General features: G+C 54.8%; 23 protein-coding genes. 15 read left to right on the top strand and 8 right to left on the bottom strand.

All coding sequences use genetic code 11. The features are described from left to right. Positions 1–27: 27 nt before the first annotated feature. Complete coding sequence (locus tag ACR0LZ_RS18270) at positions 28–1,398, bottom strand: class II 3-deoxy-7-phosphoheptulonate synthase (protein ID WP_480751422.1); 1,371 nt, start codon at positions 1,396–1,398, stop codon at positions 28–30. 172 nt (positions 1,399–1,570) lie between these two features. On the opposite strand from ACR0LZ_RS18270, the gene ACR0LZ_RS18275 reads away from it, so the two are divergent. Beyond that, positions 1,571–2,575 carry a GlxA family transcriptional regulator gene (locus ACR0LZ_RS18275; RefSeq protein ID WP_480751424.1) on the top strand — a complete coding sequence of 335 codons (1,005 nt, stop codon included), beginning with the start codon at positions 1,571–1,573 and terminating at the stop codon, positions 2,573–2,575. A 3-nt stretch (positions 2,576–2,578) separates the two neighbouring features. Here ACR0LZ_RS18275 and ACR0LZ_RS18280 read toward each other — a convergent pair whose 3' ends face one another. Next, on the bottom strand, positions 2,579–3,676 hold the full coding sequence (locus ACR0LZ_RS18280) for a PQQ-dependent sugar dehydrogenase (RefSeq protein WP_480751425.1): 1,098 nt from the start codon (positions 3,674–3,676) through the stop codon (positions 2,579–2,581). A gap of 165 nt (positions 3,677–3,841) precedes the next feature. On the opposite strand from ACR0LZ_RS18280, the gene ACR0LZ_RS18285 reads away from it, so the two are divergent. The 8 genes from ACR0LZ_RS18285 to ACR0LZ_RS18320 all read left to right on the top strand — a co-directional run bounded on the left by ACR0LZ_RS18285 (position 3,842) and on the right by ACR0LZ_RS18320 (position 10,753). Continuing rightward, complete coding sequence (locus tag ACR0LZ_RS18285; RefSeq protein WP_480751427.1) at positions 3,842–5,023, top strand: ABC transporter substrate-binding protein; 1,182 nt, start codon at positions 3,842–3,844, stop codon at positions 5,021–5,023. A 132-nt stretch (positions 5,024–5,155) separates the two neighbouring features. Then, positions 5,156–5,944 (top strand): ABC transporter ATP-binding protein, encoded by a 789-nt coding sequence (locus ACR0LZ_RS18290; protein ID WP_480751429.1) that lies wholly within the window; start codon positions 5,156–5,158, stop codon positions 5,942–5,944. After that, on the top strand, positions 5,941–6,771 hold the full coding sequence (locus ACR0LZ_RS18295; protein ID WP_480751431.1) for an ABC transporter ATP-binding protein: 831 nt from the start codon (positions 5,941–5,943) through the stop codon (positions 6,769–6,771). Before ACR0LZ_RS18290 ends, ACR0LZ_RS18295 begins: the two co-directional genes overlap by 4 nt. Positions 6,772–6,980: 209 nt before the next feature. Then, on the top strand, positions 6,981–7,313 hold the full coding sequence (locus ACR0LZ_RS18300; RefSeq protein WP_480751433.1) for a hypothetical protein: 333 nt from the start codon (positions 6,981–6,983) through the stop codon (positions 7,311–7,313). A 299-nt stretch (positions 7,314–7,612) separates the two neighbouring features. Then, positions 7,613–7,963 (top strand): hypothetical protein, encoded by a 351-nt coding sequence (locus ACR0LZ_RS18305; RefSeq protein WP_480751435.1) that lies wholly within the window; start codon positions 7,613–7,615, stop codon positions 7,961–7,963. A gap of 116 nt (positions 7,964–8,079) precedes the next feature. Further along, on the top strand, positions 8,080–9,090 hold the full coding sequence (locus ACR0LZ_RS18310) for a branched-chain amino acid ABC transporter permease (protein ID WP_480751437.1): 1,011 nt from the start codon (positions 8,080–8,082) through the stop codon (positions 9,088–9,090). Further along, on the top strand, positions 9,087–10,391 hold the full coding sequence (locus ACR0LZ_RS18315; RefSeq protein WP_480751438.1) for a branched-chain amino acid ABC transporter permease: 1,305 nt from the start codon (positions 9,087–9,089) through the stop codon (positions 10,389–10,391). Before ACR0LZ_RS18310 ends, ACR0LZ_RS18315 begins: the two co-directional genes overlap by 4 nt. Positions 10,392–10,504: 113 nt before the next feature. Beyond that, positions 10,505–10,753 carry a hypothetical protein gene (locus ACR0LZ_RS18320; RefSeq protein WP_480751439.1) on the top strand — a complete coding sequence of 83 codons (249 nt, stop codon included), beginning with the start codon at positions 10,505–10,507 and terminating at the stop codon, positions 10,751–10,753. Between the two features lie 57 nt (positions 10,754–10,810). Here ACR0LZ_RS18320 and ACR0LZ_RS18325 read toward each other — a convergent pair whose 3' ends face one another. Next, the gene (locus ACR0LZ_RS18325) at positions 10,811–12,358 is read right to left on the bottom strand and encodes a helicase HerA-like domain-containing protein (RefSeq protein WP_480751441.1); all 1,548 of its coding nucleotides are present in this window, start codon (positions 12,356–12,358) and stop codon (positions 10,811–10,813) included. A gap of 460 nt (positions 12,359–12,818) precedes the next feature. Between ACR0LZ_RS18325 and ACR0LZ_RS18330 the strand changes: the two genes are divergently transcribed. Beyond that, positions 12,819–13,427, top strand: coding sequence for an invasion associated locus B family protein (locus ACR0LZ_RS18330; protein WP_480751442.1), 609 nt, complete (start codon positions 12,819–12,821; stop codon positions 13,425–13,427). A 53-nt stretch (positions 13,428–13,480) separates the two neighbouring features. Here ACR0LZ_RS18330 and ACR0LZ_RS18335 read toward each other — a convergent pair whose 3' ends face one another. Genes ACR0LZ_RS18335 through ACR0LZ_RS18350 form a run of 4 tightly spaced genes read right to left on the bottom strand, consistent with a single transcriptional unit; the run spans position 13,481 to position 17,729 of the window. Further along, positions 13,481–14,689, bottom strand: a complete 1,209-nt coding sequence (locus ACR0LZ_RS18335; RefSeq protein WP_480751457.1) for a beta-ketoacyl-[acyl-carrier-protein] synthase family protein — start codon at positions 14,687–14,689, stop codon at positions 13,481–13,483. Positions 14,690–14,697: 8 nt separating this feature from the next. Then, positions 14,698–14,955, bottom strand: a complete 258-nt coding sequence (locus tag ACR0LZ_RS18340) for an acyl carrier protein (RefSeq protein WP_480751443.1) — start codon at positions 14,953–14,955, stop codon at positions 14,698–14,700. Positions 14,956–14,987: 32 nt separating this feature from the next. After that, positions 14,988–16,079 (bottom strand): UDP-3-O-(3-hydroxymyristoyl)glucosamine N-acyltransferase, encoded by a 1,092-nt coding sequence (gene lpxD / locus ACR0LZ_RS18345; protein WP_480751445.1) that lies wholly within the window; start codon positions 16,077–16,079, stop codon positions 14,988–14,990. 36 nt (positions 16,080–16,115) lie between these two features. Beyond that, positions 16,116–17,729 (bottom strand): L,D-transpeptidase family protein, encoded by a 1,614-nt coding sequence (locus ACR0LZ_RS18350; protein WP_480751446.1) that lies wholly within the window; start codon positions 17,727–17,729, stop codon positions 16,116–16,118. A 365-nt stretch (positions 17,730–18,094) separates the two neighbouring features. Between ACR0LZ_RS18350 and mepK the strand changes: the two genes are divergently transcribed. Next, positions 18,095–18,664, top strand: coding sequence for a peptidoglycan L,D-endopeptidase MepK (gene mepK, locus ACR0LZ_RS18355; protein ID WP_480751447.1), 570 nt, complete (start codon positions 18,095–18,097; stop codon positions 18,662–18,664). 433 nt (positions 18,665–19,097) lie between these two features. Here the strand turns inward: mepK and ACR0LZ_RS18360 are convergent, their stop codons facing one another. Then, on the bottom strand, positions 19,098–20,000 hold the full coding sequence (locus ACR0LZ_RS18360) for a LysR family transcriptional regulator (RefSeq protein ID WP_480751449.1): 903 nt from the start codon (positions 19,998–20,000) through the stop codon (positions 19,098–19,100). A gap of 146 nt (positions 20,001–20,146) precedes the next feature. On the opposite strand from ACR0LZ_RS18360, the gene ACR0LZ_RS18365 reads away from it, so the two are divergent. The 4 genes from ACR0LZ_RS18365 (at position 20,147) to speB (ending at position 24,109) form a co-directional block, all read left to right on the top strand. Then, positions 20,147–21,163, top strand: coding sequence for a TRAP transporter substrate-binding protein (locus ACR0LZ_RS18365; RefSeq protein WP_480751450.1), 1,017 nt, complete (start codon positions 20,147–20,149; stop codon positions 21,161–21,163). A 75-nt stretch (positions 21,164–21,238) separates the two neighbouring features. Continuing rightward, complete coding sequence (locus tag ACR0LZ_RS18370) at positions 21,239–21,844, top strand: TRAP transporter small permease (protein WP_480751451.1); 606 nt, start codon at positions 21,239–21,241, stop codon at positions 21,842–21,844. Continuing rightward, entirely contained in the window at positions 21,841–23,121 is a 1,281-nt protein-coding gene (locus ACR0LZ_RS18375) for a TRAP transporter large permease (protein ID WP_480751452.1), read from the top strand. The genes ACR0LZ_RS18370 and ACR0LZ_RS18375 overlap by 4 nt, the downstream gene beginning before the upstream one ends. A 22-nt stretch (positions 23,122–23,143) precedes the next feature. Beyond that, positions 23,144–24,109: an agmatinase gene (gene speB / locus ACR0LZ_RS18380; RefSeq protein WP_480751453.1), complete on the top strand. Its 966-nt coding sequence runs from the start codon at positions 23,144–23,146 to the stop codon at positions 24,107–24,109. Positions 24,110–24,232: the final 123 nt, after the last annotated feature.

A 24,232-nucleotide genomic window follows, 5' to 3' on the forward strand; every position in this document is an offset into this window, starting at 1 on the left:
CCCGCCGTTTCCATTGACTATAGTATTTTAACTGGCAGCGCGCTTGTTCCGGTCGCGGCGCAGATTTGTCAGTTCCTCCGCCACAAGGAAGGCCAATTCCAGTGACTGGCTGGCATTCAGGCGCGGGTCGCAGGCTGTGTGATAGCGATCCGAGAGGTCCTCTTCGGTGACAGCCCGAACACCGCCAATGCATTCGGTGACATCGAGACCGGTCATCTCAAAATGTACGCCACCGGGAATGGTGCCTTCGGATTGATGAACACCAAAGAAATCCCGTACTTCGCGCAGAACCGCTTCGAACGGGCGAGTCTTGTAGCCGGTCGCCGACTTGATCGTGTTGCCGTGCATCGGGTCGCAGACCCATGTCACCTTGGCGCCTTCTTCTTTCACAGCTTTGATCAATCGCGGAAGATGTTCACCCGCCTTACCGGCGCCGAAGCGTGCGATCAGTGTTAGTCGACCCTCTTCGTTGTCGGAGTTCAGCTTTGACATCAACACTTTGAGATCTTCGGCAGTCGTGGTCGGGCCGCATTTTAACCCGATTGGGTTCAATACGCCGCGGCAGAATTCCACATGCGCGCCGTCGGGTTGGCGAGTGCGGTCGCCGATCCAAATCATGTGGCCGGAACCCGCCAACCAGTTACCAGATGTCGAGTCGAGACGTGTCAGTGCCTCTTCATATTCCAACAACAGGCTTTCGTGGCTGGTATAGAACTCCACGGTCGAGAATTCATGGGTGGTGTCGGCGGTTATTCCGGCGGCCTCCATGAAGTCGATCGTGTCCTGAATGCGATCCGCAATCTCGGAGTACTTCTGAACATCCTGATCGTCGGTGAATCCCAAAGTCCAGGAATGCACGCGGCTCATGTCAGCAAACCCGCCCGTCGAAAATGCACGCAGTAGGTTCAGCGTGGCCGCTGCCTGAGTAAAGGCCTGCAGCATCTTTTCCGGGTTCGGAATGCGTGCTTCGGGTGTGAAGGCCAATTCGTTGATGATATCACCACGATAGCTGGGCAGTTCAACACCATCGACAACTTCGGTCGGCGCACTGCGTGGTTTGGCGAACTGTCCGGCCATCCGCCCCACCTTGATAACCGGGACCTTGGCGCCATAAGTCAGCACCATCGCCATTTGCAGCATGACCTTGAAGGTGTCACGGATAGCATCGGCACTGAATTGCTCAAAGCTTTCGGCGCAATCGCCGCCCTGAAGCAAAAAGGCTTCGCCACGTCCCGCAGCACCGAGATGTTGTTTCAGACGCCGCGCCTCGCCGGCGAAAACCAGCGGCGGATATTTGGAAAGCTGCGCCTCAACCTTGGCCAGTGCGGCCGGGTCGGTATAGTCGGGCATCTGAACCCGCGGCTTGCTGCGCCAGTTCGATTTTTGCCACTCGGTCATAGCTTGGTTCTCCGCTGAGGTATTTCAGGGGGTCTCTATACAAAAAGCCGAAACAAGTGACCATATCTCTTTTGCGCCTCTTGACGACGCAAACAAGCTCTGAGCATGTTGGCTGCCATATTCGCAAGAACTCGTCATACGTGCGAAACACCGGAATCAAGGACAGTCCGCAATGCAAGAGCAACGCCAAGTTGTCGAAGTGGAAAACACGCCGGCCAAACCGCGCCGCTATATCTTTGTGTTGCTGGACAAGTTTTCGATGCTGTCGTTTGCGTCGGCGCTGGACAGCCTGCGCATTGCAAATCGGATGGCGGACAAGGCACTATATGTCTGGCAATTGGTAGGTGAAGGCGGTGAGGTTGCATTGTGTTCGGCGGGCACATCCTTCAATCTGGACGATGATCTGGGCGATCTGAATCGCGAAGACGTGGTTTTGGTCTGCGGCGGCGTGGAAATCCAGAAAGCGGCAACCAAAAAGATGCTGAACTGGCTTCGGCGCGAAGCGCGCAAGGGGATACGCATCGGGGGCCTGTGTACCGGTGCCCACGTTCTTGCAAAAGCGGGTCTTTTGGACGGCAAACGCGCCACGATCCACTGGGAAAACGCGGACAGTTTTACCGAAGAGTTCGAGAATGTCGAGCTGACGAAATCCGTGTTTCTGGTCGACGGCAACCGGATGACGACCGCTGGCGGTACGTCGTCTATCGACCTGATGTTGAAACTGATTGCCGATGATTTCGGAGAGGAACTGGCCAACGCCGTGGCGGATCAGATGATCTATTCCTCGATCCGCACCGATCAGGACACGCAACGCCTGTCCACCCCAACCCGGATCGGTGTGCGCCACCCGAAACTGAGCCAGGTTATCCAGATGATGGAAAAGAACATCGAGGAGCCGATTTCACCCTCGGTTTTGGCGCGGGATGTCGGCATGTCGACACGCCAGCTGGAACGCTTGTTTCGCCGTTACCTGAACCGTTCGCCCAAACGGTATTACATGGAGTTGCGCCTGCAAAAGGCGCGCAACCTGCTGATGCAGACCGATATGAGCGTGATTAACGTGGCGCTGGCCTGCGGATTTGCCAGCCCGTCGCATTTCTCCAAATGCTACCGGGCGCACTACAACACGACGCCGTATCGCGAGCGGGGAACCCACGCGTCGCGATTGTCGATCTGAGGATCAGTCGGACGACATTCGATAAACTGCCCCCTGTCCAACTGAAATGAACCAGATCGACCCATCCGGTGACTCGACGATATCGCGAACCCGATTGGTCTGAGGGCCTTTGATCTGCTCGACTTCTCGCAGCGGGTTTCCAGCCAGTCGTGAGATATAGTCGAACTTCAGCGAACCAACGAAAATACTACCCTTCCACTCGGGCCAGAGCTTTCCGGAATAGACCATCAAGCCTGACGGTGCGATGGATGGGTCCCAATAGAACGCGGGCTGCTCCAGCCCTGCCTTTGCGCTGCCTTCACCAATTTTAGCACCGGAATAATGCGTGCCATAGGAAATCACCGGCCAGCCATAGTTCGCGCCTTTCCTGATTAGATTCACCTCATCACCGCCCTTGGCGCCATGCTCGGACGTCCACAGGTTGCCCTGCAAATCTAGCCCGGCACCCTGCGGGTTGCGATGCCCGTAAGTCCAGATCTCGGAGCGTATGCCGGGATTTCCGATAAACGGATTGTCATTCGGAACTGACCCGTCTCTATTTATTCGGATGATCGACCCGTTGTGGTTTGAGCGGTCCTGGGCCGAGGGACGGTCACCTCGTTCGCCCAACGTGACAAACAGTGTTCCGTCTGCTGCCTCAACGACACGGCTGCCAAAATGCCGCCCGCCACTGGCTCCGGGCGCTGCTTCGAAAATCGTGCGCACATCGGTCAGTGACTGGCCGTCCTCACTAAGTCTTGCAACCGCCAGCGCGGTCCCTGCTCCATCTTTCTGGGGCTTGGAATAAGTCAGGAGTATCTCGTGCGTTTCGGCGAAGTCCCGTGGAATGGTGACATCCAGCAAACCACCTTGCCCTGATGCAAATACCTTGGGCACGCCCTTTATCGGCATCATCTTTTGATCTTTCGCATAAACAAGACTGCCGTCACGCTCGGTCACGAGCACTCCGCCATCGGGCAAAAGGCCAATAGCCCAAGGCGTATCCAGCCCAGAAATCGCTTTGGTCGTTACTACGGCTCCGACGCTTGTATTCAGCGAGTCGGCATTGGCCTCCGAGAACGGCCACACGAATAAGAGAATCAACATTGAAAGCCGCAGCATATCGACCTCCGATCTCAGGGAAATGGGTGCGAAATTCCATCAAACCTTATGAAATCAAATAGGTTACGCCCAGCAAAAGCACAATTTCGTTAGGACTTTTCTTTTCACCACAGCTTGCCTAGGGTCTCTTCCAGAACGATCACGTTCCAACAAGGGAGTAACCTTATGAAAAAGCTGCTAACTGCTACCGCAGCAACTGCACTTATGGCCGGCGCGGCAATGGCCGAAGACGTTAAGATCGGTGTCATCCTAGGCTTTACAGGGCCTATCGAATCATTGACGCCCTCAATGGCCGATGGCGCTGAACTGGCAATGAAGGAAGTTACCGACAGTGGCCTGCTGCTGGACGGAGCAACCGTAACCTCCGTACGTGCCGACTCGACTTGCGTCGACGCAGGCGCCGCGACAGCCGCGGCAGAACGTCTGGTCACTTCAGACAAAGTCGACGGCATCATGGGTGCGGACTGCTCCGGTGTGACTGGTGCGATTCTGTCAAACGTCGCGGTTCCGAATGGTATCGTCATGATCTCTCCCTCGGCGACCTCGCCGGCATTGTCGGACGCGGAAGACAACGGTCTGTTTTTCCGCACCGCACCGTCCGATGCGCGCCAAGGCCAGGTCATGACAGATATCCTGTTGGAAGAAGGCATAAACAATGTTGCGTTGACCTACACCAACAACGACTATGGCAAAGGTCTGGCCGACAGCTTCCAGCAAGCGTTCGAAGCGGCTGGCGGAACGGTTACCATCTCGGCAGCCCATGAAGACGGTAAGGCGGACTATGCCGCCGAAGTCGGCGCACTCGCCGCTGCAGGTGGCGATCGCTTGGTCGTGGCCGGTTATGTTGACCAGGGTGGCTCGGGTATCGTGCGTGCAGCCATCGACTCGGGTGCATTCGATACATTCCATTTTCCCGACGGGATGATCGGCGCCAAGCTGGAAGAAAACTTCGGCGACGAGATCGACGGATCGACCGGTCAACATCCGGGCACCGACAGCCCCGGTGTTGCCAAATATGAGGAACTGGTAGCAGGCGCGTTCGATGCGACCTCGCCCTTCACTCCTGAAGCTTATGATTCCGCTGCGCTGATCATGCTGGCGATGCAAGCGGCGGGTTCCAAGGATTCGTCGGTGTACAAAGAGCACGTTCTGAATGTTGCAAATGCACCAGGTGAAAAAATCTATCCTGGTGAACTGGCGAAAGCGCTTCAGATCATCAAGGATGGTGGCGACGTCGATTATGTCGGTGCAACAGCAGTTGAACTGATTGGACCCGGCGAAAGCGCAGGCAACTATCGCCAGATCGTCCTTGACGGCGGTAAGATCACTACCGCCAAGTACCGCTGATCTTGCGGATCATTTGAACAGTGAACAGCCCGGGCCTTGTACCCGGGCTGTTTCAATGACAAAAGACCGCACCTCTTACGGGGATGGGGCAACAAACAACAGGGCCGTAAAAAACTGCGGCTAGGGGAAAACATGATCGTCGTCGAGGACGTGCACAAGCACTTCGGTGGTTTCCACGCGGTGGACGGAGCATCGCTGGAAATCGAAAAAGGCTCTATAACCGGGCTGATTGGCCCGAACGGGGCGGGAAAGACCACTCTTTTCAATGTTATTGCCGGTGTGTTGCCGCCAACAAGCGGCAAGGTCACGATGGATGGCGAGGATATTACCGGTCTGCCCCCGCATGAGTTGTTCCACAAGGGATTACTGCGCACCTTTCAGATCGCACATGAGTTCTCTTCGATGAGCTGCCGAGAAAACCTGATGATGGTTCCTGGAGGCCAATCGGGTGAAACCCTTTGGAACACCTGGTTTGGACGCAAGCGGATCGCGGACGAGGAGCGCGCCTTGCGCGCAAAGGCTGACGAGGTGCTGGAGTTTCTGACCATCGAGCACCTGGCGGACCACAAGGCCGGGCAGGTTTCGGGTGGACAGAAAAAGCTGCTGGAGCTTGGCCGCACCATGATGGTTGACGCCAAGATCGTATTTCTCGACGAAGTAGGCGCCGGTGTGAACCGGACACTTCTGAATACCATTGGCGACGCGATCGTGCGCCTGAATAAGGAACGCAACTATACATTTGTGGTGATCGAACACGACATGGATTTCATCGGGCGGCTTTGCGATCCGGTGATTTGCATGGCCGAAGGAAAAGTTTTGGCCGAGGGTACGCTGGAAGAGATCAAGGCCAATGAACACGTAATCGAGGCCTACCTCGGCACCGGTTTGAAGAACAAGGACAAACTGGAGGCCGGTGCATGAGTGACAATCCCTATCATGAGGATCGTGGAAACAAAGATGCATCGATTACCAACTCGAAAGGTGTTGGATCCATGACCCCGGCTCACCGGCACAGCGGACCGACTTCCAAGGTCGGTGGCGGCCCGTTTCTCATAGGTGACATGATGACGGGCGGTTATGGAAAGGGTCCTGATATCCTGCATGATTGCACCATCGCGGTCGACAAGGGAGAGATCGCGGTCATTGTCGGCCCGAACGGAGCTGGCAAGTCAACCGCCATGAAAGCGGTGTTTGGAATGCTTGACGTACGTTCTGGTACAGTTCGGCTGGATGGCGAGGACATTACCCAACTCACCCCGCAGGACCGAGTGGTCAAGGGTATGGGATTTGTTCCGCAAACCTCGAACATCTTCACGTCGATGACGGTGGAAGAGAATCTGGAAATGGGCGCTTTCATCCGCACTGATGATTTCACGGACACGATGGAGCAGGTTTACGACCTGTTTCCGATCCTGAAAGAAAAGCGCCATCAGGCGGCCGGAGAACTCTCGGGAGGCCAGCGTCAGCAGGTGGCAGTCGGTCGTGCCCTGATGACCAAACCCAAGGTGTTGATGCTGGATGAGCCCACCGCGGGTGTCTCTCCGATCGTGATGGATGAGTTGTTCGACCGAATTATTGAGGTCAGCCGAACCGGATTGCCCATTCTGATGGTCGAGCAGAATGCGCGACAAGCATTGGAAATCGCCGATAAAGGTTATGTGCTGGTGCAAGGCCGGAATGCCTATACCGGAACCGGCCAGGAGCTTTTGGCGGACCCCGAAGTAAGGAAATCCTTCCTCGGCGGGTAAGCGTTCGCTTTGTTTGATGTATCGCCATTCAAGTCTCTCTTTGGCCCAAAAAGCGGATTAATTCTGCCGTAATCCTTTTCTACGCGAGAGTATGCCGCCGGGGTCAAGTCGGTCGGCAGGTTAAGCTCGGAAAGACCTCGATACGTCCAATTCTCGAGACTTTAGTAACGGTCATTCAGAGTTGTTCAGCTCACAAAAAAGAGAAACGAATGAAAACCACAGCGACGCTTTCTGCCGCCTTTGTATTTTGTGCAACTATGGGGGCAGCCCGGGATCAGCATTTTCTATGCATATCTGAAATCGACGGATCGGAAATGATGTTGGTTAAACCCGCATCCGGAAACGATGGCGAAATGAAAAGCCAGAACATAAATGGTCCCGCAAAGGTTTTTCCGGGACTCGGCAACGTTACATTCATGTATGCTGACGAGAATACTGTCGTGACCCTGTTCGTCAAACATGCGGATTTGACATATAATCTCTCCATGCGGCGCCCAACAATCTCCAGCGACCGCGGACAGTGCGAGGCGGTTGCCTCCTAAGATTTTGCTCTCGAAGAACGCACCCTGAAAGATTCCGAGTGTTCCCTTTTTCCTAGTTGCCCACGGATTGTTTTCCTGTTGCGAGGAGCGACAGGAAAACATTAGATTTTAATCAGTTACCCTGTTTTTTCACATCGAATAAAGCGTTCGTGACCACGTCACGTTTACCACTTTTCGGTCACATTTCCTTCCTACGTCACTTTAGATTGGTTGCCAGTGCCAAGGCGAAAATCAGGTTTCAGATGCAGCCAGGGTCAGTTCGGGTTTTGGCGACATCTTCAAGCGATGAAAGGCGAGTTATGAAATACCTACCCCTGTTAGCTGCTTCGATTCTGTTTCCAAACTATGGATTTGCCCTAAGCGACTCTCTTGGTGGAGCGGATTTCGTTGTCAATTGCGTTTCGGATCGAACCGGTGGCGCAGTGACGCTCGCTAGGTCCGGAGAGTCAAAGCAGGGTTTCATCATTACCGAGGAAATCCAGGGCGAAGCTACAATTCACTCGGGCCTCAATTCGCTGACATTTCTACATATCATGGGCAAGGACGTCGTCACTTTTGTCGTCAATTTTGACAGCCTGACCTTTGATCTGACGGTAAATGGTCCCCATGCAAATCAGGATCAGGGCCAGTGTGAGGATCCTTTCGGATAATTCCTACCCACTCCAGTCTGAGTGCATGAGAATTACGTTGAAAAAGAGGGGACAAGCTGTTGTACGTCCCCTAATTGCCGTGCCATAAAACCGCACCCAGACTGTGAGAAGGACCAATGGATCTACTCAACGCGCTCGTTGCGCTTTCAAACTTTGTCATCGTGCCTGCGGTAGCCTACGGCAGCCAGTTGGCGCTTGGGGCGCTTGGGGTCACTCTGATTTACGGAATCCTGCGGTTTTCCAACTTCGCCCATGGAGACACAATGGCGTTCGGCACGATGATTGCCGTGCTCGTGACGTGGTGGTTGCAAAGCATCGGCGTCGCCTTAGGACCGTTGCCCACCGCTCTGCTGGCCCTTCCCGTTGCCATTCTCGGATGCATGGTGCTTTTGCTGATCACGGACAAACTGGTCTATCAGTTCTACCGTGAACAAAAGGCCAAGCCAGTGATCCTCGTGATCGTGTCGATGGGCGTCATGTTCATCATGAACGGTCTCGTCCGGTTCATCATCGGACCAAACGACCAGAATTTCCTGGACGGCGAAAGGTTTCTGATTTCAGCTCGGGACTTCAAGCAATTGACCGGCCTCAACGAAGGTCTGGCCATCAGGACAACTCAGGGCATCACGGTAGTGGTCGCCGTGATTGCGGTCGTTCTGCTGTTCTGGTTTTTGAACAAGACACGTACCGGCAAGTCCATGCGCGCCTATTCAGACAACGAGGATCTGGCCTTGTTGTCTGGGATCAACCCCGAGCGTGTGGTCATGTATACGTGGCTGATCGTTGCTGCTTTGGCCACGACCGCCGGTGTTCTTTATGGCCTCGACAAAAGTTTCAAGCCTTTCGTGTACTTCCAACTGCTTTTGCCAATCTTCGCCTCGGCTATTGTCGGAGGCTTGGGCAACCCTCTGGGCGCGATCGCGGGCGGATTTATCATCGCATTTTCCGAGGTGACGATCACTTATGCATGGAAGAAAGTGCTGTCCTATCTCACCCCAGAAGGGCTTGAGCCTTCGGGACTCGTTCAGCTTTTGTCGACCGACTACAAATTCGCAGTCAGTTTCGTGATCCTGCTGATCGTGCTGTTGTTCAAACCTACCGGGCTGTTCAAGGGGAAAGCGGTATGAGCGAACCCGTAAAAAACACTCTTTTTTTCTTTCTGGTTGCAGGGTTGATTCTATTGACCGGCGTGATGCAAAGCTGGAACTCAGCGGTGCTGATCCTGAACATGGGTCTGATCTCCGCTATCATGGCGATCGGAGTGAACCTGCAATGGGGTTTTGCCGGCCTCTTCAATGTTGGTATCATGGGATTTGTCGCACTCGGCGGACTTGCGGTTGTCCTGATTTCAACTGACCCGACACCGGGCGCATGGAGCGCAGGCGGAGCCGGGATTGTTCTTGCGTTGATTCTGGGCGCGCTAACCGTTGCCGCGGGCGTATTCATCACTAGAAAAATGCCAAAGGGCAAGGCACGTTCCCTGACCGTTGTCGCTATTCTTGTGATAGGCTTCATTGCCTACCGGGCCGTATTTGATCCTAACGTCGCCGCAGTCGAAGCAATAAATCCGGCTGCGGCGGGCAATATCGGCGGCCTCAGCCTTCCAGTTTTGCTGGCTTGGCCAGCGGGCGGGCTGCTAGCGGCAGGCGCAGCCTGGCTGATTGGCAAGACCGCGCTGGGCTTGCGGTCCGACTATCTGGCGATTGCCACGCTTGGTATTGCGGAAATCATCATCGCCGTCCTCAAAAACGAAGACTGGCTCGCTCGCGGCGTAAAGAATGTGATCGGTCTTCCGCGCCCGGTCCCGTATGAGATCGATCTTCAAAATGATCCGGGATTTGTTGAACAAGCGGTGGGGTTTGGGCTTGATCCGGTGACCGCATCGACGCTCTACGTCAAACTGGGCTATTCCCTCTTGTTTCTTGGCGTTTTGCTGGTTCTTCTGTGGATGGCCCAAATGGCCCTCAAAAGCCCGTGGGGCCGGATGATGCGCGCCATTCGCGATAACGAGGTCGCCGCCGAAGCGATGGGCAAGGCCGTCACCCGTCGCCACTTGCAAATTTTTGTTCTGGGTTCGGCAATCTGCGGTATTGCCGGCGCGATGATGACAACGCTTGACGGGCAGTTGACACCTGGCACCTATCAGCCGCTTCGCTTTACTTTCCTGATCTGGGTGATGGTGATCGTGGGTGGATCGGGCAACAATTTTGGCGCGGTTCTTGGCGCCATGCTGATCTGGTTCCTTTGGGTGCAGGTCGAACCGATTGGCCTATGGGTCATGCAGGTTATCACGTCCGGTCTGCCTGAAGGCAGTGGTCTGAGAGAACACCTTATCGACAGCGCGGCACATATGCGGCTGCTGACAATGGGGGTTATCCTGCTACTGGTTCTCAGGTTCAGCCCAAGGGGGCTGATCCCGGAACACTAAATTTAGGGAACGGCTTTGGCATGATTTCACGAGCCGTTCGTAAAATTGCCTCACAAAAGACCCACCCTGGATCCTATCGGAGAGGATCTGAAGTCCAAATGATAAGGAACGAAATGAAACCTGTCCGCTCGACAATCGCAATCTCAGCGATTTCACTGATCTTGACCGCCTGTTCCATCGATCCGCGTGCGCACGAATCCGACCCGGTCAAGGTCACCACATCCAAGGGTGTTGTTACCTGCCAACTCTACAAACATAACCAAGTACTCTGGGACCGTGCGATCGATGCACCCGCTGGCATGTCTATCCAAGAGGCCGACAACTATTGCATTGCCGAGGGCAACCGCCGTCTCAAAGGTTAGTCGCAATATGCTGATTATGAAAAGGCGGTGTGACCCGACCACCGCCTTTTCCTTCGGTCACCGACCTTTGAACAGACTTCCCAAAATTCCACGAACTATCCGGCGGCCCGTCGTGCCTTTCATCTCTTTGATCACCGCTTCGGTCAGGGCCGAGGTAAAGTTGTCCTTTCTCCGAGGTGTTTGAATCCGAGCCGACGACCGGCTGACTCGTTTTCCGGAATAACGTCGCGCTGCGGAAAACTCACGGGCGGTGGCATTTTCTGTCTCGGCTTCGGTTTCTGCCTGTTCAGCTTCTTTAGCGGCGATTTTCGAGCGTTTGGCTAACATTTCATAGGCAGAATTTCGGTCGATCAAAGTGTCGTATTTTCCCGCCATATCAGAGGTCGCCATAATCTCGGCTCGCTCCTTGCCGTTGATAGGCCCCAGTTGAGACCCAGGAGGTCGGATCAGCGTGCGTTCGACCATTCCCGGCACGCCCCTTTTCTGAAGCATCGATGTAACCGCCTCGCCGACACCAACTTCTCGAATGGCTGTTTCCGTTTCGAAGGTGGGGTTTTCTCGATAGGTTTCTGCAGCCATGCGAAGGTTTTTTCGGTCTTTGGCCGTAAATGCCCGTAATGCGTGTTGGACGCGGTTTCCAAGCTGACCAAGGATATCTTCGGGAATGTCGGCCGGATTCTGGCTGACGAAGTACACACCGACGCCCTTGGACCGGATCAGGCGTGCGACCTGTTCGACCTTGTCCACAAGAACTTTTGGCGCATCGTCAAACAGCAGATGTGCTTCGTCGAAGAAAAAAACAAGTTTCGGTTTTTCCGGGTCACCCACCTCGGGCAACTCTTCAAACAGTTCACTCAAAAGCCATAACAAGAACGTCGTATAAAGCCGGGGCGCCGCCATCAGCTTGTCCGAGGCGAGGACGTTGACCACACCTTTTCCGGTTGAATTGGTTCTCATCAAGTCGGCGAGTTGAAGTGCCGGCTCTCCAAACAGCCTTGTACCGCCCTGATTGTCGAGAACCAGAATCCGACGCTGAATGGCGCCAACAGAAGCTGGAGAGATGTTGCCGTATCGCAAGGAAAGCTCCGACCGGTTTTCGCCGATCCACACAAGCAAAGCTTGCAGGTCTTTCAGATCGAGCAACGGCATGCCCTCTTCGTCGGCCAAGCGAAACGCGATGTTCAGGATACCTTCCTGCGCTTCGGTCAGCTCCATTAATCTGGATAGCAGGAGAGGGCCCATTTCAGTCACAGTGGTTCGGACTGGATGTCCCTGTTCGCCGAAAAGATCCCAGAACGTAACGGGGCAAGCCTCATAGGCGAAGCCGCAGTAACCGATGCGCTCGGCCCGTTCCGTGAATGCGTGATGTAATTGGTGATCCTGTGACCCTGCCTTTGCCAGTCCCGAAAGATCACCCTTCACATCTGTCAGAAAGACAGGCACGCCAGCTGCAGAAAAACCCTCGGCAAGGATCTGTAACGTCACTGTTTTTCCGGTTCCTGTCGCCCCGGCGATCAGGCCGTGGCGATTGGCGTATTTCAATGACAATTCTTGCGGCAGCTCATAGTTTTTTCCTGCTCCGCCCAGAAAAATCGTTTCACTCATTCGACTTATGCCTCAATCCTGTGCCAATACAGCGTCAGCATACAAAGTTAACCTTTGACTGCGATAGTTTTTTCGTCGCCGGTCCACGTCGGATGTGGCGGCGGTTTTCCTCCCTGTTGACTGGTCGTGCCCTCGGGCACGACTCTTTTCTTGAACATGACAAGTATTCCCCTGATTTCACGCGCTTATTTGCGTCCAAAAAAATGTTGGGTTACCTGTTGACCCGTGGCCCCCGCTCTCGTAACGTCTGCGACATAACTAAGTCGGCCAGTCCGGCGGGGAGACAAATTGAAAAAGGGAGCCCAAGTATCGGCTCCCTTTTTTTGGCCCGAATGCATTCAGATCATGCTCCCGGCGGTTTCCTGACCAGTATACGTTCAGATCTTCCAATTCCCACTGACACCGCGCAATGGGCGTGATAGGGATGGCCAAAACCGTAACTAAATTGAGTGAGGCATTCATGATCAAAACGCTAACGCCACTGGCGGCTATCGCAATCGCCATGTGGGCGGGTATCGCCACTGCGCAAGACACCAGCTCCGATTCAGAGAGTACTAGTGAACAAACGGGAAATGAGTCGCTTGATCTTGGCCAGCCGGTTAATACCGAGCCGAAGTTGGGTCAGCGATATCCGACTGAAAAGTTCGGCGACTGGGACATGGCCTGCATCAAGACCCAAGCCGAAAAAGACCCCTGTTCGCTTCTGCAAATCCTAAATGGACCACAAGGCAGCCCGATGGCAGAGGTGTCCCTGTTCCGCCTGCCCGAAGGCCAGGTTGCCGTTGCGGGCGCTACCGTGGTGGTTCCACTTGAAACCCTTTTGACCGCCCAAGTGACTATCTCGATTGATGGGGCGCCGGGCAAGCGGTACGAATACTCCTTTTGCAGCCCGGTGGGGTGCATCGCCAGGATTGGCTTGACCCAAGCGGATATCGACGCAATGAAAAAGGGATCCAAGGCTACGATTTCATTGGTCCCTGCCCCAGCACCCGATCAAGTTATTTCGCTGGACTTGTCGCTTAACGGCTTCACGGCGGGCTTTGACGCCGTCGAAGTTGTTCCGAACTAAGATCGGATATGTTTCTGGAATGGTCACCGAACAAAGTTTTCGGTGGCCATTTTTCAGACTTTGCGTAGCGCCAGTACCGCGTTCATCCCGCCAAAGGCAAACGCGTTGGAAAGGGCCACGTCGACCTTTGCTTCGCGCGCCACGTTTGGAACCACATCCAAAGCGCATTCCGGGTCAGGTTCCTCGTACCCGATTGTTGGCGCTATGATCCCGTCGCGCAGCGCCATGATGCAGGCCAAAAGCTCCACCGCCCCCGTACCCCCGATCAGGTGTCCATGCATGGATTTGGTTGACGAAATCATCAAACTGTCCGCCTGACGACCAAAAACGTCTGCCACTGCGGCACATTCGGTTTTATCGTTTGCGGCGGTTCCGGTACCGTGCGCGTTGATATATCCAACGTCGCTTGCGTTAATACGGGCATCTGCCAACGCCCCAGCCATAGCCCGCGCTGCCCCGTGCTTGCTGGGCATGACGATATCTGCGGCGTCTGACGACATTGCAAAACCAATCACCTCTGCCAGAACTTCGGCCCCTCGTGCTTTTGCGCGGTCGTAGTCTTCGAAAACAAATATGCCGGCCCCTTCGCCTTGCACCATTCCGTTCCGGTTCGCACTGAACGGACGGCAGACATCCTTGGACATGACGCGCAAGCCCTCCCAAGCCTTTACCCCCCCAAAGCACAGCATTGATTCAGATCCACCCGTCACCATGGCCGGTGCGGCACCGCTGCGTACCATCTGAAACGCCAACGCCATTGCATGATTGGACGATGCGCAGGCTGTCGACACAGTGAAACTCGGCCCCTTGATGTTGTATTCCATGGACACATGGCTGGCAGCGGCATTGTTCATAAGCTTTGGCACAACAAACGGATGTACGCGATTCTTGCCGTCTTCATAGACTGACCGGTAGTTGTCGTCCCAAGTGGACACACCACCACCTGCAGTTCCCAATACAACACCGGACCGATGGGCGGTGTCGCCATGGAATTCGATCCCAGATTGTTCGATGGCCTCTTTCGCCGCGGTCAGAGTAAATTGAGTGAAACGGTCATATAGCGTCATTTGCTGTCGGTTGAACCGGCCCTCGGTATCAAATCCGCGCACCTGACCACCGATCTTGATCGCCAGACGATCTACGTCGCGAAAATCCAATTCCCCAATGCCGCAGCGCCCTTCGCGCATGGCTTCGAGAGTTTCAGAGACCGAGTGCCCCAACGAATTGATAGTGCCAGCCCCGGTAATGACGACGCGCTTCATAACCGTCGTCAAACCTTTTCCGCGATCAATTTTTCGATGCCCGAAATGATTGCAGCGACATTCGAGATATCAAAATCTCCGGCCGTCGGTTCGTTTGCATTAAACGGGATCGAAATGTCGAACTCTTCCTCGATGGCAAAGATGCTTTCGACCAATCCAAGGCTGTCGATGCCCAAATCTTCAAGGGTGCTCTCGGGCGACACATCCGATGGCTCCAGCACGGCCTGCTCTGCAATGATCGCGATGACGCGATTGCTGATGCTCATATCAATCCCCTGATTGTCGCTTTGCGGGTGATTTAATCGCTCTCAGGCTGTTTGAAAACCGCCTTTTTCAGTGCCTCAACGTCACGGGCCATGCGAGGCAATCTGCGCTGCGCTTTATAAATCTCGGTATGTGTTTCCATTTTGATGCCAGGATAACCCATAATCACGCGGCCTGCGGGAACGTTCGACAGAATTTTAGTCCCCCCACCCGAGATCACCCGGTCTCCAATAAAAATGTTGTCGACAACACCGGTCTGACCGCCAAGAACGACGTTGTTACCAATCTCGACCGAACCGGAAACACCAGTTTGCCCGCACAACAGGCAGTCGTTTCCGACCCGCGTATTGTGCCCGACGTGAACAAGATTGTCCAACTTGGAACCGTTTCCTATTCGCGTATTCCGAATGGTTCCGTTGTCGATCGTACTATTGGCCCCCACCTCAACATCATCTCCGATCTCAACTGCGCCCAGAGAATGAATGCGCAGCCAACCCTGCGCCTTTGCGTCTCCCTGATCGCCCATGGTTTTACGGACATTTTCGACGCCTGACACTTCAGGAGTGACAAAACTGAACCCGTCGCCACCGATCCGTGCACCAGGTTGCGCAATGAACCGGTCGCCGATCACGGCTCGGGCACCGATGCTGACCATTTCCCGCAACAACGCATCTTTGCCCAATGTAGCATCCATTCCGATCGTACAGTGCGGGCCAATCACCGATCCAGCGCCAATGCGCGCACGGGGTCCGATAACACTTAATGGTCCGATCGAAACATCATGACCGATTTCAGCGGTTGGATCGACGACGGCAGACAGGTGAATTCCAGGCTGAACGCCCTGTCCCCGATCCATCATCGCCGTCACACCGGCCATTGCCATGCGCGGTCGCGGCGCAAAAATGGCTGCATCAAGCCCCAGGGATTTCCAATCGGCCCCGGGCCACAGGATCGCCACTCGCGCACCACCCTGCCCCAGGGCATCAGCGTATTTCGGCGACATCGCCAAGGCCAGATCGGTCGGTCCCGCTTCAGCCGGCTCAGCAGCGCGCAAAATCGTGAGGTCAGTATTCCCCTCAGCCTCGACACCGAGGGCCGTTGCGATCTGTTTGACAGTGAATTGCATTTGCGGCTCCGGTAAAAGGTCTGTGCGCCCCCGTCCTTACCCCTGAACCGCTGGCAGGACCACCCCCGCATTGCTTAATGCGTCCCAGACCTTTTTGTCGCGGTCATATACATCACGGCGATACTGGACCTCGCCCTTCGTGCCAACATAGGCCGTACGATAGATCAGGTGGACCGGAACCGGTTTGTCCAGTGGAACAGTGGTCTCGCGGCCGGTTCTAAGAACCCTATGGAAATAGTCTCTGGGGTCTTTTTCTTGAAGAGACAGCAGCGCATATGCGAATCCGAATGGGTCCGCCAACCGAATGCACCCATGAGAAAACGCCCGAATTTCCCGCGAAAACAAGCTTTTCTGCGGTGTGTCATGCAAATAGATGTTGTGCTTGTTGGGGAACATGAACTTCACCAACCCCAGTGCATTTCCTTTACCGGGTGGCTGGCGCATTGCAAACGGAAAGCTCCCAGAGGAAAACTGACTGAAGTCGACGGCCTCTCGATCAACCCGCCGCCCCCGTGAATCGGTGATTTCCAAGTGCCCTGCTGCGTTCGGATTAGCGCGCAGTTGTGGTAGATACTCTTTGGTCGCGATGGAACGGGGAACATGCCAGCTTGGATTGATGACCATATGTTCCATCTGATCCGAAAACTCGGGACTGCGGCGATCATGAGTGTTTTTGCCGATAACGGCCCGCGTTTCAAAGGTCACTCGGCCATCATCCACGATTTTGGCGGAAAAGTCGGTCTGGTTCACCAGAATGTGCCGGTCCCCCCGATCGCGCGGCAACCATCGCTCGCGTTCAAGCGCAACTATCACGGATTTCAACCGATCCGCCACGGAAACGTTTATCTCGGCAATAGTGCCTGGCCCGGCAACGCCATCCTGTTCCAACCCGTGCGCAGCCTGGAACTTCATCACCGCTGACCGAAGCCTGTTGTCATAGCTGGGGCTTGCGCTGGGCTTCATGTATCCCATGGCGACTAGACGGTTGCGCAACGCGATGACTGTCGTACCTGTATCACCCAATTCCACCTTCTGAACGGGAATGGTTGCCCCCCAACCGCCTGCCAAAAGCTGATCTTCGAGGTAAATTTTGTGTTTTAGCAATGTGAGATACTGAAACGAGTGGGGCGCGAGTGTGGCGAAATATGTTTCCGGATTCGCAGTCAGCACTTCGTTCAAAAAATCGGTCGCCGGTCGCCGCGGAACTGAACGGGCTATACCGGGATCAATCGAAGATGGTTTCAAAAGGCCGGACTGAACGTCCCGTGCGTAAGTAACGAATGTACGCGTCAATTCCGCTTCGACCAATCCTATGTCGCGTGACGATTTGGCCTCGCGCATTTTTCGGATAGTCTCGTCTACCCGATATCGATCAACTGGCAACCCATGCGTTTCTGCCCGGCTCAATGCCTGAATCAACGCAACGCGCCTAGCTTGGGAGGAGGCATCTTCGCCGGTCCAGATCGGTTGATAGTCGTTTTCGCGGTAAAACGCTCCAACTCCACCCTGTGATCCGACGGATTCGGCCACTGCTTGCTTGAATGCAAACGATTGTGCCTGCGCAGGAACTCCCCCTAGCAGTGACACTCCAGATATGGCGATCACGGTTGCAATGACATAGGCGGATCGTTGCCGAATGGAATGGGTCATGTGTCTCGTCTTGGTCATTGAAATACGTTTCTGCTGCGGTTAGCCAATCGAGTTTCTTAAAAACTGAAGGCAAATGTCCATTCACAAATGTGAAAAACGACGTCATGAAATATCAGTTGATGCTGGATTGCATCGCCCTGCCCGGCCTGCACTTAGTCCGAAATCTCAGTAATAAAATAGGCGTTACGCGTCAATTGCGCAAAATCTTGCCGAAAATTCCCCCTTACTTGCCCCAAAACCAATCAATTCTTGGCTCGCGAATCCGGCTATGGCATACATCTGGCACCTGGGGATGGTAACAAAAACTGACAAAAGCGCGCGTAACATCGTGCGCGGGCAGGAATAAGTACGGGACGACGCAGTAAATGACAGAATTGAGCTCGACGGGCTTGTCGCGACGCGCATTACTAGGTGCATTCGCAGCAACATTAGTATCAGCAGCACCAACTTTTTCCAACGCAGCGGGCTTTCTTCGTGGTGGGGGCGACATACGGCGCGTGCGCATGTATTCCGGCCGCACCGGCGAACGCCTTGATATGATTTATTGGGTGGATGGTGACTATGTCAAAGACGCTGTTGCCGAGATAAATCACTTTATGCGCGACTGGCGAACTGATCAGATAAAACCGATGGATCTACGAACCATCGACATCATGGCCGCTGCTCACAATCTGCTGGACGTCAACGAGCCCTATATGTTGCTTTCAGGTTATCGTAGCCCTCAAACCAATGCCATGCTCCGCTCCCGCTCCCGCGGTGTTGCCAAGAATTCTCTGCACATGAAAGGTCAGGCTGCCGACTTGCGCCTAGCTTCACGATCGGTTAGCCAGATGGCTAGTGCCGCCGCGGCGTGTCAGGCAGGCGGCGTTGGAAAATACAGCCGCTCCAACTTTGTACACATGGATTGCGGCGTCGTTCGCACCTGGCGTGGATAATACCCATAAAGCCTGTTCTGCTATTGTATTGCCTCCAACTATTGGGTTGGGGGCATTGTTTTATCCGAGCTTCTCCAAAGGGTTGCTCTATACTGGAAACTGGTCGGCTCAGACCGCCTGAGAAATACAGTTGCTAGTTTCGCAAGAACCAAGCACCGAGGTGGAAGAAATCATATGGCAAGTCCTCTGATCTTTTACTGCCGTGAACATCCGCTATTAAAAGCTGCAGAGCAGCATTAGAGCAATGGGCTGAGAGTTCGCAAAGGGCCGCTCCTGAAGGTGGTGCGCCACTGTGGCACTGCGGATGCTGCTCTGCCTCCGAGGTCGGCAGTGAGCCCATTGGTACAATTGCTGCGATTTCTGCTAATGTACTCTTACTACAGCAAGGAAGACATCAAATTACGACGTCAGAAGAGTCCAGATAAGTTTCAGTTTAGTGATACTGATTGCCTTCTCCGCAGTAAGTGGCCACATCCTCGACAAAAAGTTCAACTGAGCGCCTGTGTACGCTAGTAGACCGGGTCGCAAGATAGAATGTCGACGTCCAGTTCAGCCGGTCGGGTGCGACGGCTCTAAGCTTGTCGTGATATTCCATACTTGTTGCGAAATGCACCGGCAGAGCCCCCAGATAGTGCCCGGTTTCGATCAATACTGCCATCGCCTCCATATTCGCAACGACCGCCCGCATATCGGTTGGTTTCAATTCGGGAGATACGAACACGTCGTAAGATCGCTGGCAAATTTCATACATTGCAATATCTTCCGGACCAATTTTCGTATCCGGCACAGCAAACAGCGGATGGTCGCGCCCACAATACAATTGGTGCTCTTCGTCACACAGCTTGGTGTAGCGCAGTTCCGGCACCTGATTACGAAAAGGAGCGATGGCTACGTGCAAATCGCCCGAGATCAACCTTTGCGTCAATTCGATCGGTGAAGCGACAACTATTTCCAGCCTGACTTCGTTGGGACGGTTCAGAAATCGTTTCAGCGATCTGGTCAGATGCAAATCCGTCAACGTGTTAACCGCATCGACGATGCCAATCCGCAAATCGCCCGTCACAGCGTCGCGCAACTCCAGCAACTCAGCATCGAAATCTCGGACACTGCGTAAGATCTCACGTGCCTTGTGATAGGCGATCTCGCCACGTTCGGTCAGTCGGAACCCGCCCCTTCCCCGCTCGCAAACCCGATAACCAAGAGAATCTTCCAGATCACGGATTCGGATGCTGATCGCCGATTGGGTGATCCCCAATGCATATTGTGCATCGGTGAATCCATCGCATTCAACGACCGTCACAAAGGTTTCGAGAAGAGTATTTCTGAACAGTTTCAATGACGTCAACTTCCGCGATTCTCAGGCTCATCATTACATCAATTTTTTTCATGTGAACATAAGCAACATGATATTTTTTTGTGTAATTTTCTGTGCTGTGCTGGACCCAACCTGAACACCAAAAGGGATCAAGGGAGGAACCCAGCATGACCTTTACTCTACGGAAAATGCGAACGACGGCAGCGGCAACCCTGCTCAGCCTCGCACCGCTCAGTGCGCTGGCAGAAGACTGGAAATTCGCGATCGAAGAAATTCCGGGCTCGATCATGGACGCCTATGAGCAGGAGTTCAAATCGCGCATTGAGGCGGCCACCAATGGAGAAGTGACCGTCACCGTCTATCCGATGGGCACGCTTGGCACACCGACCGAAACAGTCGAACAGGCCGCCGATGGCGTCATCCAGTTCACCAATGTTTCAATCGGCAACCTGGGTACCGTGGTGCCGGAAAGCCAAGTCTTCCTGCTGCCCTATCTACTGCCGTCCGATCCGGCAGCGATCTCTAAAATCCTCAGCGGCTCGGAAACCATCTATGGCCCGATGAACGACGATTTCCGCAAGCGTGGTCTGGAAGTTTTGACCATGTATTCCGAGGGTCCGCAGGTCTGGACCACCAACCGTGAGATCCGCACACCCGAAGATTTCGACAACTTCAAAATGCGTGTGATGGTTTCGCCTATTCTGGTGGAAACCTATAACAACATGGGCGCCAGCCCGACTCCGCTACCGTTCGGCGAAGTGTTCGGTGCGCTGCAACTGGGTGCTATCGACGGTCAGGTCAATCCGATCCCGACCATCGAAGAGATGAAGTTCTACGAAGTCACCAGCCACCTGATCTGGGCCGGAGAGCAAGAGCTGGTCACCACAGTCGTGGCCGGATCGGACTGGTTCGAGACCCTCAGTCCCGACCGTCAGCAACTGGTGCGTGACACCATGGGCGACATGACCGGCTTCATCGACGGCGTTGTCACCGATTTCAACCAGCAACGTCTGGACATCATCAAGAAAGCCAAGCCTGATATCGGGCTGGTCGTTCTGACCGAAGAAGAACGTGATGTCTTCCGCGGGCGCAGCACCGGTACTTCGGCGGCTTACGTCGAAGCCGTCGGTCCCCGCGGTCAAGAACTGCTGGATGCACTGCAGGCCGAACTGACCGGCAACTGATACCTACTCAATCCACTCACTCAAAACTACCTCACGCGCCTTGCGCGTGAGGCTTCAAAAAAAGGGGAGGATATCATGCAAAGCGGCACTGCAACTCCCTTCGGCTTTTTGGGAAAGATCGACGCTGTCATCGGACGGATCGAAGTCTGGATCCTGGGCTGGGGAATCATCCTGATGGCCGTGAACACCATCGCCAATGTCTTTGGCCGCTACGTGTTCAACCAGTCCATCTATTTCTCGGAGGAACTGAACGAGTTCCTGATCGTGATCGTCACCTTCATGGGGCTGGGCTATGCCACCCGCAAAGGCATCCACATTCGCATGTCGGCGATCTATGACGCCCTGCCAATCAAGATGCGCAAGGGCCTGATGGTTGTGATTGCCGCCACCACCGCTGTCGTCATGGCCGTTCTAGCCTGGTACGCGCTGGAATATGTACAGAAAGTCGCCTCACGCGGGCGGATCACCCCGGCGCTGCAACTTCCGCTATATCTGACCTATGTCTGGGTCGTCATCGGCCTGGCGCTGGCCGCGTTCCAGTATCTGCTGACCGCGATCCGCAACCTGAATTTCGCGGAAGAAGAGGTCTATGTCTCGTACCTGGAAGTTGACAGCTACGAAGACCCGGAAACCGCAGCCGCGATCAAGAAATTCGAAGACTCCACGGAGGCAGACAAATGACCGAGTTGATGCTGGCCGTCATGATCGTCCTGCTGCTGGCAGGGTTTCCGATGAAAATGCCGCTGATCTCGGCGGCGGTGCTGGGGTTCCTTGTCTATTTCCCCACCATGAACATGCAAATCCTGATCCAACAAATGATCGGAGGGGTCAAACCCGCAGCGCTGATCGCGGTGCCGATGTTCATTCTGGCCGCCGATATCATCACACGCGGCCATTCCGCCAACCGATTGATCGATCTTGTGATGAGCTTCATGGGCCATATCAAGGGCGGTCTGGCGATTTCTGTCACCTCGGCCTGTGCGCTGTTTGGCGCGGTCTGTGGCTCGACCCAGGCGACCGTGGTGGCCATCGGTGGAGCGATGCGGCCCCGGATGCTGAAATCAGGCTACAGCGACAGTTTCTCGATCGGCTTGATCGTGAATGCGGCCGACCTCGCCTATCTGATCCCACCCTCCATCGGCATGATCATCTATGGCGTTGTTTCAGGCACCTCGATCTCACAATTGTTCATCGCCGGCATCCTGCCGGGGCTGCTGATCGTGGTCCTGTTCTCGGCCTATTGCATGCACTACGCCTATCGCCATGATATCCTTGTATTGCCGCGTGAAGGTTGGGGGCAGCGATTCGCCGCACTGCGCAGATCGCTTTGGCCGATGGGCTTCCCCGCCATCATCGTCGGCGGCATCTATGGTGGTGTCTTCTCGCCCACCGAAGCTGCAGCAATCTGTGTGCTTTATGCGGTCATCCTCGAAGTAGTGATTTTCCGCTCAATCAAGGTGAAAGACCTGTTCGACATCGCGCTGTCCACCGGAGCCATCACCTCGGTCGTATTCATTTTGATTGCGGCAGGGGCTGCGTTTAGCTGGACACTCAGTTTCGCTCAGGTGCCGCAAACCATCATCGCCGCGCTGGGTCTGGAAAGCGCCAGTCCGCTGATGGTGCTGCTAGCGATCAACATAGCGTTCTTCGTCGGCTGCATGTTTGTGGACTCGATTGTAGTGATCCTAATCCTGGTTCCGATCTTCGCTCCCATGATCAAAGCTAGCGGTCTGGACCCTGTTCTGGTCGGGGTACTGATCACGCTTCAGGTTGCAATCGGCGCAGCGACGCCACCCTTCGGCTGCAACCTGTTCACCGCTATTGCAGTCTTCCGGCGGCCTTTCGTCGAAGTGGTGCGCGGTGTACCCCCATTCCTGATCATCCTGCTGATCGTGAGCGGCCTGCTGATCGCCTTCCCTCAAATCGCCCTGTTCCTTCCGGAACTGGCCTATCGTTAATGCATTAAGAAACGGAGAAATCATGTCTGAACATGGTTATGAATCTGGTCGTCTGAATTTACCTTTTGTCGGCATCTCGACATTTGGCAAGAAACCCTATGTCCAAAACTGGGACGAGATCGACGCGGATGTGGCGATCCTTGGTGCGCCTTTCGATTTCGGCTGCCAATTCCGCTCGGGCGCACGCTTTGGTCCGCGCTCGGTGCGAGAGGCATCGACCCTGTTCAGTTTTGGACACGCAGGTGCCTATGACCACGAGGATGACGCCACCTATCTGGGCAGTGACGTGCGCATCGTCGATCTGGGCGATGCCGACATCATCCACACCAAGACCGAGGAAAGCCACGCCAACATCGAATACGGCGTCAAGAAAATCCTCGAGGCGGGCGCGATCCCAGTCACAATCGGCGGCGACCATTCGGTTAACATCCCCTGCATCAACGCCTATGCCGAGGATTGCGAAAAACACGGCCCGATCCACGTGATCCAGATCGACGCGCACCTGGACTTTGTCGATGAACGCCACGGCGTCACCGTCGGCCATGGCAACCCAATGCGTCGCGCGATCGAAAAAGACTATGTCTCGGGCATGACCCAGCTGGGCATCCGCAATGTATCTTCGACCGCAAAAGAGGGCTATGACGATGCGCGCGCGCGCGGTTCGGACATTCTGTCAGTCCGACAGGTGCGCAAGCTGGGCACCCAAGGCGTTCTGGACCGTATCCCAGAGGGTGTCCGCTACTACGTCACCATCGACATCGACGCCTTCTGCCCTTCTATTGCACCGGGCACCGGCACTCCCAGCCATGGTGGTTTCCAATACTATGATGTCTTGGAGATTTTACAGGGACTTTCTAAACGCGGAGACGTTGTCGGCATTGATTTGGTCGAAGTCGCTCCGGCCTACGATCCAGCCGAAAGCACGCAAATCCTGGCGGCGCAGCTGCTGCTGAATTTCATCGGTTTTATCTTTCATAATAAGATGTAGGTTTCCTGGCTCTGATGATGTGACCGCCCCCCGACGGCATCATTGTGCCAAGGTGGGTCTGCAACGATCCACAAAGGAGAGCGGTCATGTCAGAGATTATCACGGTCGGGCTCGATCTGGCGA

The sequence above is a fragment of the Ruegeria sp. CI1 genome, from assembly GCF_056536925.1.

Coding starts and splice junctions, on each gene's coding strand:
- ACR0LZ_RS18270 (WP_480751422.1), bottom strand. CDS start 1,398: ATGACCGAGTGGCAAAAATCGAACTGGCGCAGCAAGCCGCGGGTTCAG.
- ACR0LZ_RS18300 (WP_480751433.1), top strand. CDS start 6,981: ATGAAAACCACAGCGACGCTTTCTGCCGCCTTTGTATTTTGTGCAACT.
- ACR0LZ_RS18310 (WP_480751437.1), top strand. CDS start 8,080: ATGGATCTACTCAACGCGCTCGTTGCGCTTTCAAACTTTGTCATCGTG.
- ACR0LZ_RS18305 (WP_480751435.1), top strand. CDS start 7,613: ATGAAATACCTACCCCTGTTAGCTGCTTCGATTCTGTTTCCAAACTAT.
- ACR0LZ_RS18365 (WP_480751450.1), top strand. CDS start 20,147: ATGACCTTTACTCTACGGAAAATGCGAACGACGGCAGCGGCAACCCTG.
- ACR0LZ_RS18335 (WP_480751457.1), bottom strand. CDS start 14,689: ATGAAGCGCGTCGTCATTACCGGGGCTGGCACTATCAATTCGTTGGGG.
- speB (WP_480751453.1), top strand. CDS start 23,144: ATGTCTGAACATGGTTATGAATCTGGTCGTCTGAATTTACCTTTTGTC.
- ACR0LZ_RS18315 (WP_480751438.1), top strand. CDS start 9,087: ATGAGCGAACCCGTAAAAAACACTCTTTTTTTCTTTCTGGTTGCAGGG.
- ACR0LZ_RS18375 (WP_480751452.1), top strand. CDS start 21,841: ATGACCGAGTTGATGCTGGCCGTCATGATCGTCCTGCTGCTGGCAGGG.
- ACR0LZ_RS18285 (WP_480751427.1), top strand. CDS start 3,842: ATGAAAAAGCTGCTAACTGCTACCGCAGCAACTGCACTTATGGCCGGC.
- ACR0LZ_RS18340 (WP_480751443.1), bottom strand. CDS start 14,955: ATGAGCATCAGCAATCGCGTCATCGCGATCATTGCAGAGCAGGCCGTG.
- ACR0LZ_RS18295 (WP_480751431.1), top strand. CDS start 5,941: ATGAGTGACAATCCCTATCATGAGGATCGTGGAAACAAAGATGCATCG.
- ACR0LZ_RS18330 (WP_480751442.1), top strand. CDS start 12,819: ATGATCAAAACGCTAACGCCACTGGCGGCTATCGCAATCGCCATGTGG.
- mepK (WP_480751447.1), top strand. CDS start 18,095: ATGACAGAATTGAGCTCGACGGGCTTGTCGCGACGCGCATTACTAGGT.
- ACR0LZ_RS18370 (WP_480751451.1), top strand. CDS start 21,239: ATGCAAAGCGGCACTGCAACTCCCTTCGGCTTTTTGGGAAAGATCGAC.
- ACR0LZ_RS18350 (WP_480751446.1), bottom strand. CDS start 17,729: ATGACCCATTCCATTCGGCAACGATCCGCCTATGTCATTGCAACCGTG.
- ACR0LZ_RS18320 (WP_480751439.1), top strand. CDS start 10,505: ATGAAACCTGTCCGCTCGACAATCGCAATCTCAGCGATTTCACTGATC.
- ACR0LZ_RS18275 (WP_480751424.1), top strand. CDS start 1,571: ATGCAAGAGCAACGCCAAGTTGTCGAAGTGGAAAACACGCCGGCCAAA.
- lpxD (WP_480751445.1), bottom strand. CDS start 16,079: ATGCAATTCACTGTCAAACAGATCGCAACGGCCCTCGGTGTCGAGGCT.
- ACR0LZ_RS18280 (WP_480751425.1), bottom strand. CDS start 3,676: ATGCTGCGGCTTTCAATGTTGATTCTCTTATTCGTGTGGCCGTTCTCG.
- ACR0LZ_RS18325 (WP_480751441.1), bottom strand. CDS start 12,358: ATGAGTGAAACGATTTTTCTGGGCGGAGCAGGAAAAAACTATGAGCTG.
- ACR0LZ_RS18290 (WP_480751429.1), top strand. CDS start 5,156: ATGATCGTCGTCGAGGACGTGCACAAGCACTTCGGTGGTTTCCACGCG.